We start from the raw sequence: 16,977 nt of genomic DNA on the forward strand, positions 1-16,977 counted from the left end.
TTACTGCGGCTTGGCTTCGGAGGATGCGCGGCCAAAACGGCTGCGGAACACGCTGATGATCATCGGCACCAGGGACAGCAAGATGATGAACACGACCAGCAGCGACAGGTTTTTCTTGATGAACGGTACGTTGCCGAAGAAGTAGCCCAAGGTCACCAGGCCGCCCACCCAGAAGACGGTACCCAGCACGCTGAAGCCGAAGAACCGTGGGTACGGCATTTTGGCGATACCGGCGACGAACGGTGCAAAGGTGCGCAGGATCGGCAAGAAGCGCGCCAGGGTTACGGTTTTGCCGCCGTGCTTGTCATAGAAATCGTGGGTTTTTTGCAGGTAGTCGCGGCGGAATATTTTCGAGTTCGGGTTGCTGAACAAGCGTTCCCCGGCGGTTCGTCCGATCACGTAGTTGGTGCTGTCGCCGAGGATCGCCGCCAACATCAACAGGCCCGCGAGCAATACCGGGTCCATGCCGCCGCCGGCGGCCACCGCACCGGCGATGAACAGCAACGAATCACCGGGCAGGAACGGCATGACCACCAGGCCGGTTTCGCAAAAAATCACCAGAAACAGAATGGCGTAGATCCACAGACCATAATTGGTTACCAGCAGGTCGAGGTACACGTCGAGATGCAGGATAAGGTCAAGCGGGTTGAAATCCATGGATGGCACCTGTGTGAATGGCCCGGCTCAGCGGGCCTGTGCGGAGGCTCGGGTAATAAGGCTACACAGTGTATGCCGCATTTCTTACAACCCTGAAAGGTCCGCATTATACGGATTGAGAAGTGAAAAACGTGTGGGTTTTGTAGCGAGGAATGTCGTGGTACCCATCTCCCGGGTGCTACAAACCTGACTGTGCGAGGGCGCTTGCTCCCGATAGCACAGTGTCAGTTATAAATAGTCCGACTGACGCACCGCCATCGGGAGCAAGCCCCCTCCAACAGGGGGATTTATGGTGTCTGCAGGTCAGTCTTCGCTGATCGGCAAGGTGTAGTTCTTGAACTCGGTGTCCTCGCGAAAGCCGATCGACTCGTAGGTCTTCTGGGCCACTTGGTTGTTACTGCTGGTCGATACCCGTAGCCGCACCGCGTGGGTGTCCTTGGCCATTTTCTTCGCCGTGCGGATCAAGTTATCCGCCACCAACTGCCGGCGGGCATCTTCGGCGACATAGATGTCGTTGAGAATCCACACCCGTTTGAGCGACAGCGAGGAAAAGCTCGGGTACAGCTGACAGAACCCAAGCAGTTTTTTGTCGTCGTCGTCGGGCAGGGCCAGGTAGATCACCGACTCCTTGCGGCGCAGGCGCTTTTCCAGGAAGGCCCGCGATGAGTCGGGGAAGGGCAGGGCCCCATAGAACTCGCGGTATTTGACGAACAGGGGGGTCAACAGGTCCAGGTGTTCCAGGGTCGCTTGAGTGATCCGCATGCCAGGCCTCAACTTCCAGATGGTGTATGACCACGCGAGCGGCCGTGACTCGATGCTGCCTAAAGACACGAAAAAGCGCAATCGTGCAGGGATCAGTCCTTGGGCGAGCTGAGTAGGAAATTGCCCTTCATCAAGTCGGGGTCGTCGGATTCAATCGTTTGAACCTCGGCCTCGTCCTTCAGATTGACCCCCGACAGCTGCCGGCGACACGCCTCTCGCATCAAGTACAGCAGGCGATGGGCCGCCATGCCATAACTCAAGCCTTCCAACCGCACGTTGGAGATGCAGTTGCGGTAGGCATCGGTCAGGCCGACCTTGGGGTTATAGGTGAAATACAGCCCCAGGCTGTCCGGCGAACTGAGCCCCGGCCGCTCGCCGATCAGGATCACCACCATCTTCGCGCCCAGCAATTGACCGATCTCATCGGCCACCGCCACACGGCCCTGTTCCACCAGAATCACCGGCGACAAGGACCACCTTTCGGCGTGGGTCTGTTCCTCCATGCGCGTCAGAAACGGCAAGGTATGTTTATGCACCGCCAGCGCCGACAGACCGTCGGCCACCACCACCGCCAGGTCCACGCCGCCGGGGTTGGCCACGGCGTAGTCACGAAGACGCTGGGCCGATTCATCACTCAAGCGCCGCCCCAGGTCCGGGCGTTGCAGGTAGCTGTGCCGGTCGTTGGCGGCGCTGTGCAGCAACAGGCTGTCACGTCCGCGCTCGGCCAGTTGGCTGCCGAGGCCGGCGTGGTCGAAGGGCAAGTGCACCGCGTCCCGCGCCTGGGCGTGGGCGAACTGGAAGTCCAGTTGCGCACTGGTGGGGATGCTTGTGCCGGTGCGACCGAGGGCAATGCGCGCTGGGGTGAGGCGGCGCAATTGCAGCCACGGGTTGTCAGGAAGTTCTGGTTGCACGGTCGGCTCCTTCATCCCAATTGCGCCAAGGCGTGGCGAAACGCCGGGGGCAGGCTGTTGCCGAAATGCACCTTGCCGTCGGCTTGCGTGAAGATGCCCATTTTCGCCAGCCACTGTTCAAACTCCGGCGCCGGTTTTAAACCCAATGTTTGCCGGGCGTACAGGGCGTCGTGGAACGAGGTGGTCTGGTAGTTGAGCATGATGTCGTCGGAGCCTGGGATGCCCATGATGAAATTGATCCCTGCCACCCCCAGCAGGGTCAACAGGGTGTCCATGTCGTCCTGGTCGGCTTCGGCGTGGTTGGTGTAGCAGATGTCGCATCCCATCGGCACGCCCAGCAGCTTGCCGCAGAAGTGGTCTTCAAGGCCGGCGCGGATGATCTGCTTGCCGTTGTACAGGTATTCGGGGCCGATAAAGCCGACCACGGTGTTCACCAGGAACGGTTTGAAGTGCCGGGCCACCGCGTAGGCGCGGGTTTCGCAGGTTTGCTGGTCGACGCCAAAGTGCGCGTTGGCCGACAAGGCGCTGCCCTGGCCGGTTTCGAAATACATCAGGTTCTGGCCCAGGGTGCCACGGTTTAGGCTCAAGCCCGCTTCGTAACCTTCCTGCAGCACGCTCAGGCTGATGCCGAAGCTGGCGTTGGCGGCCTCGGTGCCGGCGATCGACTGAAACACCAGGTCCAGCGGCACGCCACGGTTGATGGCTTCGATGGACGTGGTGACGTGGGTCAGCACGCAGGCCTGGGTCGGGATCTCGTAGCGCTGGATGATGGCGTCGAGCATTTCCAGCATGGCGCAGATCGAGGCAATGCTGTCGGTGGCCGGGTTGATGCCGATCATGGCGTCGCCGTTGCCGTAGAGCAGGCCATCGAGAATGCTGGCGGCGATGCCCGCCGGTTCATCCGTGGGGTGGTTGGGTTGCAGGCGCGTTGACAAGCGCCCGCGCAGGCCCATGGTGCCGCGGAACTGGGTGACCACGCGGATCTTCTGCGCCACCAGCACCAAGTCCTGCACGCGCATGATCTTGGACACAGCGGCGGCCATTTCCGGTGTCAGTCCTGGCGCCAATGAGCGTAGGGATTGTTCATCGGCGGCGTCGCTGAGCAGCCAGTCGCGCAGGCCGCCGACGGTCAGGTGGCTGACCGGGGCAAACGCCTGCCGATCGTGGGTGTCGAGGATCAGCCGCGTGACTTCATCGCTTTCATAGGGGATCAGCGCTTCTTGCAGAAAGTGCTTGAGCGGAATATTCGCCAAGGCCATTTGCGCCGCGACCCGCTCGCCGTCATTTTGCGCGGCGACGCCGGCGAGAAAGTCCCCGGAGCGCGCCGGGCTGGCCTTGGCCATTACGTCCTTGAGACTGTCGAAGCGGTAGGTTTGTGCACCCACCGCGTGGGAAAAGCTTGCCATACAGTGTCTCCTTGACGACGCGGGCAGGCGCCCGCGTCGAGGTTTACGGCTATCAGTGCAAGGCGGCTTCTGCGGCCTGGATCGCCGCGAATTCTTCTTCGGGCGTGCCTGCTACCAAGTGATGCCGGCTGTAGAAAGCAAAGTAAGCAATTAATACTCCATAGATGATCGCGGCGCCAATCACCACCCGTGGGTCGACCAGAAAGCCCGCCACCACGGCCACGCAGGCCAATATCAAGGCCACGCCGGAGGTGAAGATGCCGCCCGGTGTGCGGTATGGACGGTCCATTTTGGGGCGGCGGATGCGCAAGGTGATGTGGGCGGCCATCATCAGCACGTAGGAAATGGTCGCGCCAAACACCGCCACCAGAATCAGCAAATTGCCCTGGCCGGTCAGCGACAGGCCGAAACCGATGATGCCGGGGATCACCAGCGCCAGTACCGGCGCCTTGCTCTTGTTGGTCTGGGACAGTTTGCGCGGCAGGTAGCCGGCGCGGGACAAGGCAAAGATCTGCCGCGAATAGGCGTAGATGATCGAGAAAAAGCTCGCGATCAGGCCCGCCAGTCCGACCAGATTGACGAAGCTGCCCATCCAGGTCGAGCCGCCATAGGACAGCGCCAGGGCTTCCACCAGCGGGTTATCCGACTTGATCAGCGCATAAGTGCCCGCGCCGCCGGGGGCGATCACCAGGATCAACAGCGCAAAACTGGTCAGCACCACAATGGCGCCGATCAGGCCGCGGGGCAGGTCGCGCTTGGGGTTCTTGGTTTCTTCGGCGGCCAGGGGCACACCTTCGACGGCGAGGAAAAACCAGATCGCATAAGGGATCGCGGCCCACACGCCGACGTAGCCGAATGGCAGGAAGGTGCTGGCGCCCTTGGCCTCGGTCACCGGTATATCCAACAGGTTGGCGACGTTGAAATGCGGCACCATCGACACCAGGAATACCCCCAGGGCAATCGCGGCGATGGCGGTGATCACGAACATCAGCTTCAAGGCTTCACCGACACCGAAAATATGGATGCCGATAAAGATGATGTAGAACGCCAGGTAAATCATCCAGCCGCCAATGCCGAACAGCGACTCGCAATAGGCGCCGATAAACACTGCGATGGCGGCGGGGGCGATAGCGTATTCGATCAGGATGGCGGTGCCGGTGAGAAACCCGCCCCAAGGCCCGAAGGCACTGCGGGCAAAGCCGTAGCCGCCGCCGGCGGTCGGGATCATCGAAGACAGCTCGGCCAGGGAAAAGCACATGCACAGGTACATGGTGGCCATCAACAAGGTGGCGAGGAACATACCGCCCCAGCCACCCTGGGCCAGGCCGAAGTTCCAGCCGGCGTAGTCGCCGGAGATCACGTAGGCAACGCCGAGTCCGACCAGCAGGACCCAGCCGGCGGCGCCTTTTTTCAGTTCGCGTTGTTGGAAGTATTGGGAATCGACTTTTTCGAAGTCGACAGAGGATCCAGTCGGTTCGCTAGGCATGGGGAAGTACCTTTCATTCTTATTATTTTAATCGGCGTCTTTGTGCCGAATGCGTATCGCAAGTACTTGTGAAGCTCTAAGTGTGGGAGGGAGCAAGCCCCCTCCCACAGTTGATTGCATTTCAAATGTAGGAGTTGGTTGCCTGTGGGTTAGAAGAAGCCCAATGGATTGATGTCGTAGCTCACCAGCAGGTTCTTGGTCTGCTGGTAGTGATCCAACATCATCTTGTGGGTTTCACGACCGACGCCGGACTTCTTGTAACCGCCAAACGCGGCATGCGCCGGGTACAGGTGGTAGCAGTTGGTCCACACGCGGCCCGCCTTGATCGCGCGGCCCATGCGGTAGGCGCGGTTGATGTCGCGGGTCCATACGCCGGCACCCAGGCCGAACTCGGTGTCGTTGGCGATGGCCAGGGCTTCGGCTTCGTCCTTGAAGGTGGTGATGCTCACCACCGGGCCGAAGATTTCTTCCTGGAACACGCGCATGTCGTTGGTGCCCTTGAGCAGGGTCGGCTGGATGTAATAGCCGCCGGCCATGTCGCCGCTGAGCTTCTCGACCTTGCCGCCGGTCAGCAGTTGCGCGCCTTCGCCCTTGGCGATTTCCAGGTAGGACAGGATCTTGTCGAACTGCTGCTCGGAGGCCTGGGCGCCGACCATGGTGTCGGTGTCCAGCGGGTCGCCGCGTTTGATCGACTCGATCTTTTTCATCACCACTTTCATGAAGTCGTCGTAGATCGACTCCTGCACCAGTGCGCGGGATGGGCAGGTGCACACTTCGCCCTGGTTGAAGAACGCCAGTACCAGGCCTTCGGCGGCCTTTTCGATGAACGACGGTTCGGCTTTCATGATGTCGGCGAAGAAGATGTTCGGCGACTTGCCGCCCAGCTCAACGGTCGACGGAATGATGTTCTCGGCGGCGCAATGCATGATGTGCGCGCCCACCGGGGTGGAACCGGTGAAGGCGATCTTGGCGATGCGCTTGCTGGTGGCCAGGGCTTCGCCGGCTTCTTTGCCGAAACCGTGCACCACGTTCAGCACGCCCGGCGGCAGCAGGTCGCCGATCACTTCCATCAGCACGTTGATGCCCAGCGGAGTCTGCTCGGCGGGCTTGAGCACCACGCAGTTGCCGGCGGCCAGGGCCGGGGCGAGTTTCCACGCGGCCATCAGCAGGGGGAAGTTCCACGGGATGATCTGGCCGACCACGCCCAGCGGTTCGTGGAAGTGGTAGGACGCGGTGTGTTCGTTGATTTCGGCGCTGCTGCCTTCCTGGGCGCGGATGCAGCCGGCGAAGTAGCGGAAGTGGTCGGCCGCCAGCGGGATGTCGGCGTTGAGGGTTTCACGCACGGCCTTGCCGTTGTCCCAGGTTTCGGTGACGGCCAGCAGTTCGAGGTTCTGTTCGATGCGGTCGGCGATTTTCAGCAGCACCAGCGCGCGATCCTGGGCCGAGGTCTTGCCCCAGGCGTCAGCGGCGGCATGGGCGGCGTCGAGCGCCTTGTCGATGTCTTTGGCAGTGGAACGCGGGAATTCGGCGATAGGCTTACCGTTGACCGGCGAGGTATTGGTGAAGTAGTTGCCATCGACCGGCGCAACGAATTCGCCACCAATGAAGTTGCCGTACTTGGCCTTGAACGAAACGATCGCGCCTTCAGTACCGGGGTGTGCGTAACGCATGGTGGATTCTCCTGGCTTTTATGTTTATTGGAGTGCAGCGCGACTAGCGCTTGATAAAGCGTAGAGCAAAGGTCGGGCCACTGCCTTGAGGGCCCGTTAAATCAAGGGGATGGCGTCTGTTGCAAAGCGTTGCTGTGGCACGCTCGGTACAGTCCGGGTGACAGTTTGTGCCATAAACGGTACAGCCTGTGACCGGCGGGGCCGCCCGGGATTGCAATGGCTGGGGGCGTGGAGGATGCTGGGGGCTCTCACGCAGGGAGAATAATAAGAACATGCACAACGATCATTTCAGCCGCCATGCCCAGCAGGTATTGACCGTCGCGCGCGGCCAGGATCTGTCCCACGGCCCGGCCAGCGACCCGTCCATCGCCCGCTCCTGGCTGCGCTGCCTGCAGGACTACCACCTCGACCCCGCCCTGAGCATCGCGCCGACCGTGCTCGAACACGGCCGCCTGCTGGAGAGCCGTGAGCGTCTGCACCAGGTGTTACAGATCGCCGGCAGTGAGATGAACAGCTTGCATCAGCAGCTCTCGGGCGCCGGCCATGCCGTGCTGCTGACCGATGCGCGCGGGGTGATCCTCAACTGTGTCACCGCGCCGTCCGAGCGCAGGATTTTCGAGCGCGCCGGGCTGTGGCTGGGCGCCGACTGGAGCGAGGCGTGCGAAGGCACCAACGGCATCGGCACCTGTCTGGTGGAGCGCCAATCCCTGACCATTCATCGCGACGAGCATTTTCGCGGGCGGCATACGGGGCTGACGTGTTCGGCGAGCCCGGTGTTCGACCCCCATGGCCAACTGCTGGCGGTGCTCGACGTGTCATCGGCCCGGGAAGCGGTGTCGCGCCAGGCCCAGTTCCATACCATGGCGCTGGTGAATCTGTCGGCGAAGATGATCGAGAGCTGTTACTTCCTGCGTCACTTTGAAAACCACTGGTTGCTGCGCTTTCATTTGCAGGCCGAATCGGTGGGGCTGTTCAGCGAAGGCTTGCTGGCATTCGATGGCGAGGGGCGCATTTGCGCAGTGAACCAAAGCGCGCTGAACCTGCTGGGGCAGATGCGCGGTGGCTTGCTGGGGCAGCCGGTCGAGGCGTTTTTCGACTGTTCACTGGACCAATTGCTCGGACGCGCCAGTGCCAATGCCACGGCCAGTTGGCCGTTGTGCACCCGTGACGGGCGGCAGTTGTTCGCGGCGTTGCGCGGCCAGGCGCGCAGTGCGCCGGCGCCCGTGGCCAAGCCAGCAGCGGTGCCGCTGCCCGGCATTTGCCTGGGCGACCCGGCGCTGCAAAATGATTTTCGCAAGGCGCTGCGGGTATTCGAGCGCGACGTCCCCCTGTTGATCAATGGCGAAACCGGCTCTGGCAAAGAAGCCTTCGCCAAGGCCGTGCATCAGGCCAGCCAGCGCGCGAACAAAGCCTTTGTCGCCCTCAACTGTGCCGCCATCCCGGAAAGCTTGATCGAAAGCGAACTGTTCGGCTATCGCGGCGGCACCTTTACCGGCGCACGCAAGGAGGGCATGCAAGGCAAGTTGCAGCAGGCCGATGGCGGCACCTTGTTCCTGGATGAAATCGGCGATATGCCGCTGGCGCTACAAACCCGCTTATTAAGGGTGCTGGAAGACCGCATGGTGGTGCCCATCGGCGGTGAGCCCCAGGCCATCGACGTCAGAATCATCAGCGCGACGCACCGGAATTTGCTCGACCGTGTGCAGGACGGCAGTTTTCGCGAAGATTTGTATTACCGGCTCAACGGCCTGGACATTCGCCTGCCGGCCTTGCGTGAGCGCACCGACAAGGCGCAATTGCTGGATTTCCTGCTGGCCCAGGAGGCCGGCGATCAGCCGGTCGCCCTTGAGCCGGCGGTTCGCCAGGCATTGCTGGCGTTCGCCTGGCCCGGCAATGTGCGGCAACTGCGCATGGTGCTGCGCACATTGGTCGCTTTGTGCTCCCAGGGCGTTGTGCGGTTTGACGATCTGCCACCGACCATTGGCCAGCCTGCGGCGGCAAGCGTCACACCATCGACCGATTCGTCACTGGACGCCGCCGAACGTGCGGCATTGCTGACGGCACTGGCGCAACAACACTGGCATATGAGCCAGACCGCCGTGGTGTTGGGCGTCAGTCGAAATACGCTTTATAGAAAGTTGCGTAAATATGGAATTGCCCGTCAATTGCAAACTTCATGTTAATGGCCCGTCGCGTATTGACTGGGGCTTGTCAGCCGTCTAACAAGCCCGTTGTACGAAGGCTCGGGATTCTCGTGCGCCGTTGATTTTGTGGAACTGGATAAAGGTTTTTAAAGACGCAGACAGTAAGCCCAGGTTGCAACTTGGCGCTGAGTGATTGGCTTTAAGAACCCCCTGTTCCATCCATCATCAAGGTGAAGATTATGCGTATTCCCGGTCTGTTTCCGTCGACGGTGTTCAGGCGTCCGTCCATCGCGCCTTCGCGTGCGCCCAGCGTGGCGTCGTCTTCGGCACCCTCGCTGCGGCCGCCTGCCGTACCCGCCAGCCCCAAGCCCGCGCCGAGGTCTGTGCGCGACAGTTTCAGGGACATCTCGACCCGAATCACCGGCCAATCGGGTGAAAGTGTGTTGGCATCCCAGAGCCATATCGCACCCAAGACGTTGGCCCAAGTGACACAAAACCTGATCGTTGCCGACCGCTTGCACAAGGCCGGCGTGTTCTCCACCGCGCCCCAATTGGGCACCGTCGCCCGCGATGCGTTTGTGAATGCGGGTATCAATGGGCTTGTCAGTGCGCCGATGAGCATCGCAACTTACGCCGGCTCCACCTGGACCGGAGAGGCCATCAAAGGGCAGTACGCGGCGCAGACGCCATTGCTCCCCTCTATTCACCAGCCGGCGCCCAGCGCGCAAGCGGGGACCATCTCCTTCCAGGGCACGATGCCAGTCGGCACTGTCGCGGGGCAGGGGAACGATGTGGAAACGCGGATCAAGCTGGCCGAGCTGCGCATCGAAGTGGTGGCCAATAACATCATGGCGATACGCCAGGGAACGGATGCTCCCGCGCTTACGTTGAGTGAGCGTTCGCCGGCCTCCACGGGTGAACGTCTGACCATGCTTGAGGCGTTGTACGACGTGGCTGAGCGACAACTCAAGGTGATCGGTGACGAGCACGACATGGTCTTTCGCGCCTATCGCGACCCGGCCGGTACCGCCGCCGACACGGCCCCCCGTCGGCTGGAGCGCCTGGACAAGCGCTTTGAAGCGGTGAACAGGTTCATCGGCAAACTGATCGTGATAAAGGAGGCCGAGTTGCCCGTCGAAACAACCGCCGGGACCGCCACGGTCTAAGTCTCTGCGCGGCTCTTCGGAGCCGCCGCCTGACAGCTAAAGAGTGCGATTTCCCACGCCCTGCGCTAACCTGCCTCGATGTTTTACGAGGTCGACTATGCACATTCATATTCTTGGTATCTGCGGCACGTTCATGGGCTCGATGGCGGTTCTGGCCAAAGAGCTGGGCCATCACGTCACCGGTTCCGATGCCAATGTTTACCCCCCCATGAGCACCCAGCTGCAAGCCCAGGGCATTGAGTTGACCCAGGGTTACGACCCTTCCCAATTCGACCCGGTCCCGGACCTGGTGGTGATCGGCAATGCCATGTCCCGTGGCAATCCGGCGGTCGAGTACGTACTCAATAAAGGTTTGCCTTACGTGTCCGGCCCGCAATGGCTGGCCGACCATGTGCTGCAAGGTCGCTGGGTACTGGCCGTCGCGGGTACCCACGGCAAGACCACCACCAGCAGCATGCTGGCCTGGGTGCTGGAACACGCCGGCATGAGTCCGGGTTTCCTGATCGGCGGCGTGCCGCAGAATTTCTCGGTGTCGGCGCGCCTGGGCGAGACGCCGTTCTTCGTGATCGAAGCCGACGAATACGACAGCGCCTTTTTCGATAAGCGCTCCAAGTTCGTCCACTACCGTCCGCGCACGGCGATCCTCAATAACCTTGAGTTCGATCACGCGGATATCTTCCCGGACCTGGCGGCCATCGAACGGCAATTCCACCATTTGGTGCGCACCATTCCAAGCGAGGGCCTGGTGATCCACCCGACCACCGAGCCGGCCTTGCAGCGCGTGATCGAGATGGGCTGCTGGACCCCGGTGCAAACCACCGGCGCGGGCGGGCAGTGGCAGGTCAAGCTGCTCAGTGAAGACGGTTCGCGTTTTGAGGTGCTGTTCGAAGGCGAGGCTCAGGGCATCGTCGAATGGGACATGACCGGCCAGCACAACGTCGCCAACGCCCTGGTGACCCTGGCGGCCGCGCGGCATGTCGGCGTGGTGCCGTCGATGGGCATTGCGGCGTTGAGCGCGTTCAAAAGTGTGAAGCGCCGCATGGAAAAAGTCGCTGACGTGAATGGGATTACCATCTACGACGACTTTGCCCACCACCCAACGGCGATTGCCACCACCCTTGATGGCTTGCGCAAGCGGGTCTGCGATGCACCGATCATTGCGATTATCGAACCGCGCTCCAACTCCATGAAACTCGGCGCCCACCGCGACGGCCTGCCGGAAAGCGTCAACGATGCCGATCAAGTGGTGTGGTACGCCCCCGCCAACCTCGGTTGGGACCTGCCGGCGGTTGCCGCGCGGTGCTCGGTGCCCTCGACCGTGCGTGATTCCATCGAGGGCATCATTGAGTTCGTCAAACAACAGGCCAAGCCTGGCACCCACGTGGTGGTCATGAGTAACGGCGGCTTCGGCGGCCTGCATGGCAAGCTGGCCGAGGCGTTGAAGTGAGTGGCCCGGAACGCATCACCCTGGCGATGACCGGTGCATCCGGCGCGCCTTATGGCCTGCGCCTGCTCGATTGCCTGGTGCGCGAGGACCGCGAGGTGCACTTCTTGATCTCCAAGGCCGCGCAACTGGTGCTGGCCACCGAGACCGATGTCGCGCTGCCCGCCAAGGTGCAGTCGATGCAGGCGTTCCTCACCGAGTACACCGGTGCGGCGGCGGGGCAGATCAAGGTCTACGGCAAGGAAGACTGGATGTCGCCGGTGGCCTCCGGCTCCGGCGCGCCAGCGGCGATGGTGGTGGTGCCGTGTTCCACCGGCACGTTGTCGGCGATTGCCACCGGGGCCTGCAACAACCTGATCGAGCGCGCGGCGGACGTCACCCTCAAAGAGCGTCGCCAATTGATCCTGGTGCCCCGGGAAGCGCCGTATTCGAGCATTCACCTGGAGCACATGCTCAAGTTGTCGAACATGGGCGTGACCATCCTGCCGGCGTCGCCCGGCTTCTATCACCAGCCGCAGACCATCGATGACCTGGTGGACTTTGTGGTGGCGCGGATTCTCAACCTGCTGAATATCCCTCAGGACATGTTGCCGCGCTGGGGCGAGCACCATTTGAGCAGCGATGAATAAGGTCCTGCTGGTGGTACTCGCGCTGCAACTGGCCGGCTGCGCCACCGCACGCACCCTGGATGCCGCCAAGCCCGGCGCGCCCGTGGTGTATGCCGGTACGCGGCTGGACTTGTACGCCATGAACGGCGGCTGTTGCGCCATGGACCGGTTTGGCGCCGAGGCACCGAGCTACCCCGGCGTCGACCTGCCGGCCAGCGCAGTGCTCGATACCTTGCTGCTGCCGTTGTCGGTGCTGACGGTGCTGGGCGTCGGCTTTAACGCAACGGGCGGCCTGTAGGCGCGAGCTTGCTCGCGAAGATCGTCAACGATAACGCGGGCATTCTGAATGAACGCGGCGTTCTCGGGTTCTTCGCGAGCGAGCTCCTACAGGGTGGGACGATCATTTGCCGAGTTTGCGCAGCTCGTCCGACTCCACCACCCGCACGCCGTCCTGTTGTTCCAGCGCCAGCCGCCACATGGCGCGAGCCAGTTCGCAGACTTCGATGCCGTGGTACTTGCCCGGAATCAGGCGTGACAACGGTCCGGCCAATTGTTCGGCCAAGCGCGGTTCCAGGCGTTCCCCCAGCAGCAGCGACGGTCGCACGATGGTCAGTTGCGGCCAGCCTTGCGCCTTCAGCGCCTGTTCCATCTCCCCCTTGACCCGGTTATAGAAGACCGAGGATTTCGGGTCGGCGCCAATCGCGCTGATCACGATCAGATGCCGCGCGCCCATTTCCCGCGCACGTTTGGCGAAGGCCACCACCATGTCCAGGTCGATGGCGCGGAAGGCTTCTTCGGAGCCCGCCTGCTTGATGGTGGTGCCCAGGCAGCAGAAGGCTATATCCACCGGGCCGCTCAGTTGCGGCAGAAGTACCGCCGGGTCGCCCACCGGGCTTTCCAGGCGCGGGTGTGCCGCCAGCGGTTTACGGCTGGGTGCCAGCACGCGGGTTACGGTGGGTTCGTTGAGCAGGCGGTCGAGCAAATGCTCGCCGGTCAGGCCAGAGGCACCGGCCAGCAAGATATGTTGAGGTGTCAGATACATGGTGTTTCCCCCCTCGTTACGCGTTACAGCTTAGTTGTCTTTGGCTTCCTTGCTATTCATTGAGACGCTTTCGAGCGCCTTTCGTGCCTGCTGCTTGCGTAATAGTTGCCAGTGGGCGATCACGCCCTTGGGGGCCCAGATCTGCGGTTCGGAAGGCTCGAAGTTATCCGCCTGTTCGCGTTCGGCCACATGCAGTTGCGCCAGTTTGAAGGCTTGCTGCAGGTCATCGGTCTGGTTGAAGGCTTGGGCGAAGAGGGCGTCGCCGAAGTAGGTGAAGTCGGCTTCCTCGGAGCAACCGAAGGACACGCGGTCGGCGCGCGAGGCGGTCATGATCAGGGTGCGTTCGTCTTTCAGCGCCGGGATGAACCCGCCGGAGTAACAGGCGGAAATCACGATGATCTTGTCGCGATTCTTCAGCGGCGTGAGCACGGCCGCCAGTTCGTCGGCGGGCAGGTCGGCCAGCTCCATGCGCGGCTGGTCCAGCACCAGTTCGTGTTCGTGGGTGCCGTGGCTGGTCAGATAGATGAACACCAGGTCTTCCGGCCCGCTGCGTTCGGCCAGGGTTTGCACCGCGCGGCGCAGGCTTTCGCGGGTGGCCAGGGGGCGGTCGGCGATATGGTCGCGGTGGTTGACCAGGCGAATCTGTCCACGGGCACCGAAGCGGGTGGCGAGCAGGTTGCTGACGTAATCGGCTTCGCGCAGGAACACGCTTTGCTGACCGTCGCCGGCCAGTGCGAGGGTATACAGCTCGACGGCGGGGGTGGAGGCGGGCACGGCGGCAAGTGCGGCATCCAGCAGGCGGCCCTGGGCCAGTACGCCGGTCTCCAGCGGATCGGGGAGCAGCTTGCCGTCGGCGTCCCGCACGCGCATGCCGTTGACCCAGGTGCCGGCCTGCACGGTGCCATCGGTGAGCACCAGCGTGCCACGGCCCTGGTAGTTGTCGCTGTCGAAGCCGCCAATATAGAAACTGCCATCGGTGAGGTTCAGGCGACCTTCGCCGCTGAAGCGCCAATCGCTGAACTGGCCGACGTAGTGGCTGCCATCCACGCCGATCAATTCGCCCTTGCCGCTCAGGGCGCCTTCCTTGAACTGGCCGATCCACACGTCGCCGTCGGCATTTTCATAGCGACCCTTGCCGTTGAGCTGGTTTTGCTTGAACTGGCCGACATAGATGTCGCCATCGGCGCTGTTGAACGTGCCGTTGCCTTCCAGCTGTCCATCGACGAAGTGGCCGCTGAACTGGTTGCCGCTGTCATCGTTGCGCTGGCCTTCGCCATTGGGCTTGCCATGGGCGAACTGGCCCTGGTACTGGCTGCCGTCGGCCAGCTCCAGGCGACCCAGGCCGGAGTACTGGTCGTCCATGAATTCGCCGCGATAGGTCATCTGCCCCTCTTTGAGGGTGCCTTCGCCGTTGCGTCGACCGTTCTTGAAACCGCCGACATACTGGCTGCCGGCCGTGGTCAAGCTGCCCTGGCCGTCGAACAGCCCCTGCTTGAACTGGCCTTTATAGACTTCGCCATTGCTGCCATGCCATTCGCCCGTGCCGTGCCATTGGCCTTTGTCGAACTGCCCGGCGTACCAGCTGCCGTTGGGGTAGTCCACGCGGCCCTGGCCTTGCAGCAAGCCATTGACCACATCGCCACGGTAGCGACCGCCATCGGGCAGGCGCGCATCGGGCGGCAGCAGCGATTCGCCGTCTCCGCAAGCGGTGAGCAATAGGGCAAGGGCAAGGGGAGCGAGTGGGCGCATAGCGGGATCCGGATAATTGAGCGCCGAGTATGCCGCAGCGAGGGAGCCATACCTAGTGGTCTGTCAGGGAATAGATGACCTGTAGGAGCCGGTTTGCTGGCGAGGAGGGTCAGCAATGACGCGGGCGTTCAGGGGGAACGCGGCGTCTGGGGGGCTTTTCGCTGGCAAGCCAGCTCCTACAGAGGGGGGGCGCGGTTATACGAAGCAGAGTGACAGCGACTCGGCGATGTAAGCGGGTTTTTCCTGGCCTTCGATTTCCAGGGTGGCGGTGGCCTTGAACAGCCATTGGCCGGGTTTTTTCTCGGTGACGTCGGTGAGGGTCACGTTCAGGCGGACCTTGGAGTCGACCTTCACCGGCTGGATAAAGCGCACGCTGTCCAGGCCATAGTTGACCGCCATCTTCAGGCCTTCGGGCATGATCAGGATGTCTTCCATCAGCTTGGGCATCAGCGACAGCGACAGGAAACCGTGGGCGATGGTGCTGCCGAACGGCGTTTGCGCGGCCTTGACCGGGTCGACGTGGATGAACTGATGATCGCCGGTGGCTTCGGCGAACAGGTTGATGCGTGCCTGGTCGATGGTGAGCCATTCGGAACGTCCCAGTTCCTTGCCGACATAATCTTTGAGCTGCGCTACGGGTACATAGGGCATTGCGTCTCTCCTTGGTTCATCGGTGTGTCCCCATCCACGGGGGATGGAATGTTGTTATGGGTTACAGAGAACCAATGTAGATCATCATGGCCATTCGGCTCGGTCAACCCAACATGCTTACGGCGAATGCCAGAGCATAGGGCGGGCATGCTTATAATGCGGGCGGGTTTCGAGGGGGAGAGGAAGGATGCTGTTACGTGGCCTGACATGGCTGGTGCTGTTTCAACTGATCGGCACGGCGATCAACCATTTGCTGTTACCGGTGCTGCCGGGACCGATCATCGGCCTGCTGCTGATGCTGGGCTACCTGGTGTGGCGCGGCGAAGTCGGCGAGCCCCTGAGTCTGGCCGCCAGCAGCCTGCTGCGTTACCTGCCGTTGCTGCTGGTGCCGCCGGCGGTGGGGGTGATGGTGTATGCCAAGGACATTGCCGCCGACTTCTGGGCCATCGTCGGCGCGCTGGTGTTGTCGCTGGTGATCGCCATGGGGGTTGTCGGCGTGATGATGCAAAAACTGGTCAAGCGCCAGGCACAGCGGGAGGACGAGCAATGACGGTCGACTGGCAAGGCGCGTGGACGGCGGTGATCCACCACCCTTTATTCGGCATCGGTATCACCCTGGGCGCTTATCAACTGGTGCTCGCGGGGTTCGAGAAAACCCGCTGGATTTTCCTGCAGCCGGTGCTGGTGTCCATGCTGCTGGTGATCGGTGTGTTGCTCACCTGCGGCCTGAGTTACGCCGAGTACCGCAAGAGCACCGAGATCATGAGCATCCTGCTGGGCCCGGCGACCGTGGCCCTGGCGGTGCCGCTTTATCTGAATCTGCGGCGGATCCGCCAATTGTTCTGGCCGATTTTTACTACGCTGGTGATTGGGGGGGTGTTTGCCACCGGCCTGTGTGTACTGCTGGGCTGGTGGTTTGGCGCCGAGCACATGATGTTGATGACCATGGCGCCCAAATCGGTGACCTCGCCCATCGCCATGCTGGTGGCCGAGCAGATCGGCGGCGTGGCGGCGTTGGCGGCGGTGTTTGTGCTGATCACCGGGGTGATCGGCGCGATGATCGGCCCGGCATACCTGTCGCGCCTGGGCGTGCACAGCCCCGAGGCGCGGGGTATGGCGCTGGGCATGACGGCGCATGCGGTCGGCACCTCGGTGGCCCTGCAGGAAAGCGAAGAGTGCGGTGCCTTCGCCGCGCTGGCCATGAGTCTGATGGGTGTGGCCACGGCAGTGTTTCTGCCGTTGGCCGTGTCGGTGATCGTTTGAATCGGGTTTAAGGAAAGC

General features: G+C 62.2%; 16 protein-coding genes. 7 read left to right on the forward strand and 9 right to left on the reverse strand.

From position 1 onward, the window contains the following. The 6 genes from BLR63_RS26440 to exaC all read right to left on the reverse strand — a co-directional run bounded on the left by BLR63_RS26440 (position 1) and on the right by exaC (position 6,892). The gene (locus tag BLR63_RS26440; RefSeq protein ID WP_010562435.1) at positions 1-657 is read right to left on the reverse strand and encodes a DedA family protein; all 657 of its coding nucleotides are present in this window, start codon (positions 655-657) and stop codon (positions 1-3) included. A gap of 303 nt (positions 658-960) precedes the next feature. Continuing rightward, positions 961-1,419: a GNAT family N-acetyltransferase gene (locus BLR63_RS26445; protein ID WP_010562436.1), complete on the reverse strand. Its 459-nt coding sequence runs from the start codon at positions 1,417-1,419 to the stop codon at positions 961-963. Positions 1,420-1,511: 92 nt separating this feature from the next. After that, positions 1,512-2,345: an ethanolamine ammonia-lyase subunit EutC gene (eutC, locus tag BLR63_RS26450; protein WP_010562437.1), complete on the reverse strand. Its 834-nt coding sequence runs from the start codon at positions 2,343-2,345 to the stop codon at positions 1,512-1,514. Further along, positions 2,342-3,736 (reverse strand): ethanolamine ammonia-lyase subunit EutB, encoded by a 1,395-nt coding sequence (locus BLR63_RS26455; protein ID WP_010562438.1) that lies wholly within the window; start codon positions 3,734-3,736, stop codon positions 2,342-2,344. The genes eutC and BLR63_RS26455 overlap by 4 nt, the downstream gene beginning before the upstream one ends. A gap of 52 nt (positions 3,737-3,788) precedes the next feature. Next, positions 3,789-5,222 (reverse strand): ethanolamine permease, encoded by a 1,434-nt coding sequence (eat, locus tag BLR63_RS26460; protein ID WP_010562439.1) that lies wholly within the window; start codon positions 5,220-5,222, stop codon positions 3,789-3,791. Positions 5,223-5,371: 149 nt separating this feature from the next. Beyond that, positions 5,372-6,892: an acetaldehyde dehydrogenase ExaC gene (gene exaC, locus BLR63_RS26465; RefSeq protein WP_010562440.1), complete on the reverse strand. Its 1,521-nt coding sequence runs from the start codon at positions 6,890-6,892 to the stop codon at positions 5,372-5,374. 272 nt (positions 6,893-7,164) lie between these two features. On the opposite strand from exaC, the gene BLR63_RS26470 reads away from it, so the two are divergent. The 5 genes from BLR63_RS26470 to BLR63_RS26495 all read left to right on the forward strand — a co-directional run bounded on the left by BLR63_RS26470 (position 7,165) and on the right by BLR63_RS26495 (position 12,552). Then, positions 7,165-9,075, forward strand: a complete 1,911-nt coding sequence (locus BLR63_RS26470; RefSeq protein WP_010562441.1) for a sigma-54-dependent Fis family transcriptional regulator — start codon at positions 7,165-7,167, stop codon at positions 9,073-9,075. Between the two features lie 200 nt (positions 9,076-9,275). Further along, positions 9,276-10,202, forward strand: coding sequence for a hypothetical protein (locus BLR63_RS26480; protein WP_231998120.1), 927 nt, complete (start codon positions 9,276-9,278; stop codon positions 10,200-10,202). A gap of 97 nt (positions 10,203-10,299) precedes the next feature. Continuing rightward, positions 10,300-11,649 carry a UDP-N-acetylmuramate:L-alanyl-gamma-D-glutamyl-meso-diaminopimelate ligase gene (gene mpl / locus BLR63_RS26485; RefSeq protein ID WP_010562444.1) on the forward strand — a complete coding sequence of 450 codons (1,350 nt, stop codon included), beginning with the start codon at positions 10,300-10,302 and terminating at the stop codon, positions 11,647-11,649. Further along, complete coding sequence (ubiX, locus tag BLR63_RS26490) at positions 11,646-12,275, forward strand: flavin prenyltransferase UbiX (protein ID WP_010562445.1); 630 nt, start codon at positions 11,646-11,648, stop codon at positions 12,273-12,275. Before mpl ends, ubiX begins: the two co-directional genes overlap by 4 nt. Next, entirely contained in the window at positions 12,268-12,552 is a 285-nt protein-coding gene (locus tag BLR63_RS26495; protein ID WP_010562446.1) for a YceK/YidQ family lipoprotein, read from the forward strand. Before ubiX ends, BLR63_RS26495 begins: the two co-directional genes overlap by 8 nt. Before the next feature lie 102 nt (positions 12,553-12,654). Here the strand turns inward: BLR63_RS26495 and BLR63_RS26500 are convergent, their stop codons facing one another. The 3 genes from BLR63_RS26500 to BLR63_RS26510 form a co-directional block, all read right to left on the reverse strand. Further along, the gene (locus BLR63_RS26500) at positions 12,655-13,296 is read right to left on the reverse strand and encodes an oxidoreductase (protein WP_010562447.1); all 642 of its coding nucleotides are present in this window, start codon (positions 13,294-13,296) and stop codon (positions 12,655-12,657) included. Between the two features lie 30 nt (positions 13,297-13,326). Next, complete coding sequence (locus BLR63_RS26505) at positions 13,327-15,045, reverse strand: C13 family peptidase (RefSeq protein ID WP_010562448.1); 1,719 nt, start codon at positions 15,043-15,045, stop codon at positions 13,327-13,329. Between the two features lie 195 nt (positions 15,046-15,240). Then, positions 15,241-15,696 (reverse strand): MaoC family dehydratase, encoded by a 456-nt coding sequence (locus BLR63_RS26510; RefSeq protein ID WP_005791783.1) that lies wholly within the window; start codon positions 15,694-15,696, stop codon positions 15,241-15,243. A 187-nt stretch (positions 15,697-15,883) separates the two neighbouring features. Between BLR63_RS26510 and BLR63_RS26515 the strand changes: the two genes are divergently transcribed. Next, positions 15,884-16,246: a CidA/LrgA family protein gene (locus BLR63_RS26515; protein ID WP_010562449.1), complete on the forward strand. Its 363-nt coding sequence runs from the start codon at positions 15,884-15,886 to the stop codon at positions 16,244-16,246. After that, the gene (locus BLR63_RS26520; protein ID WP_010562450.1) at positions 16,243-16,959 is read left to right on the forward strand and encodes an LrgB family protein; all 717 of its coding nucleotides are present in this window, start codon (positions 16,243-16,245) and stop codon (positions 16,957-16,959) included. Before BLR63_RS26515 ends, BLR63_RS26520 begins: the two co-directional genes overlap by 4 nt. Positions 16,960-16,977: the final 18 nt, after the last annotated feature.

This window comes from Pseudomonas extremaustralis, assembly GCF_900102035.1.
Taxonomy (GTDB): domain Bacteria; phylum Pseudomonadota; class Gammaproteobacteria; order Pseudomonadales; family Pseudomonadaceae; genus Aquipseudomonas; species Aquipseudomonas extremaustralis.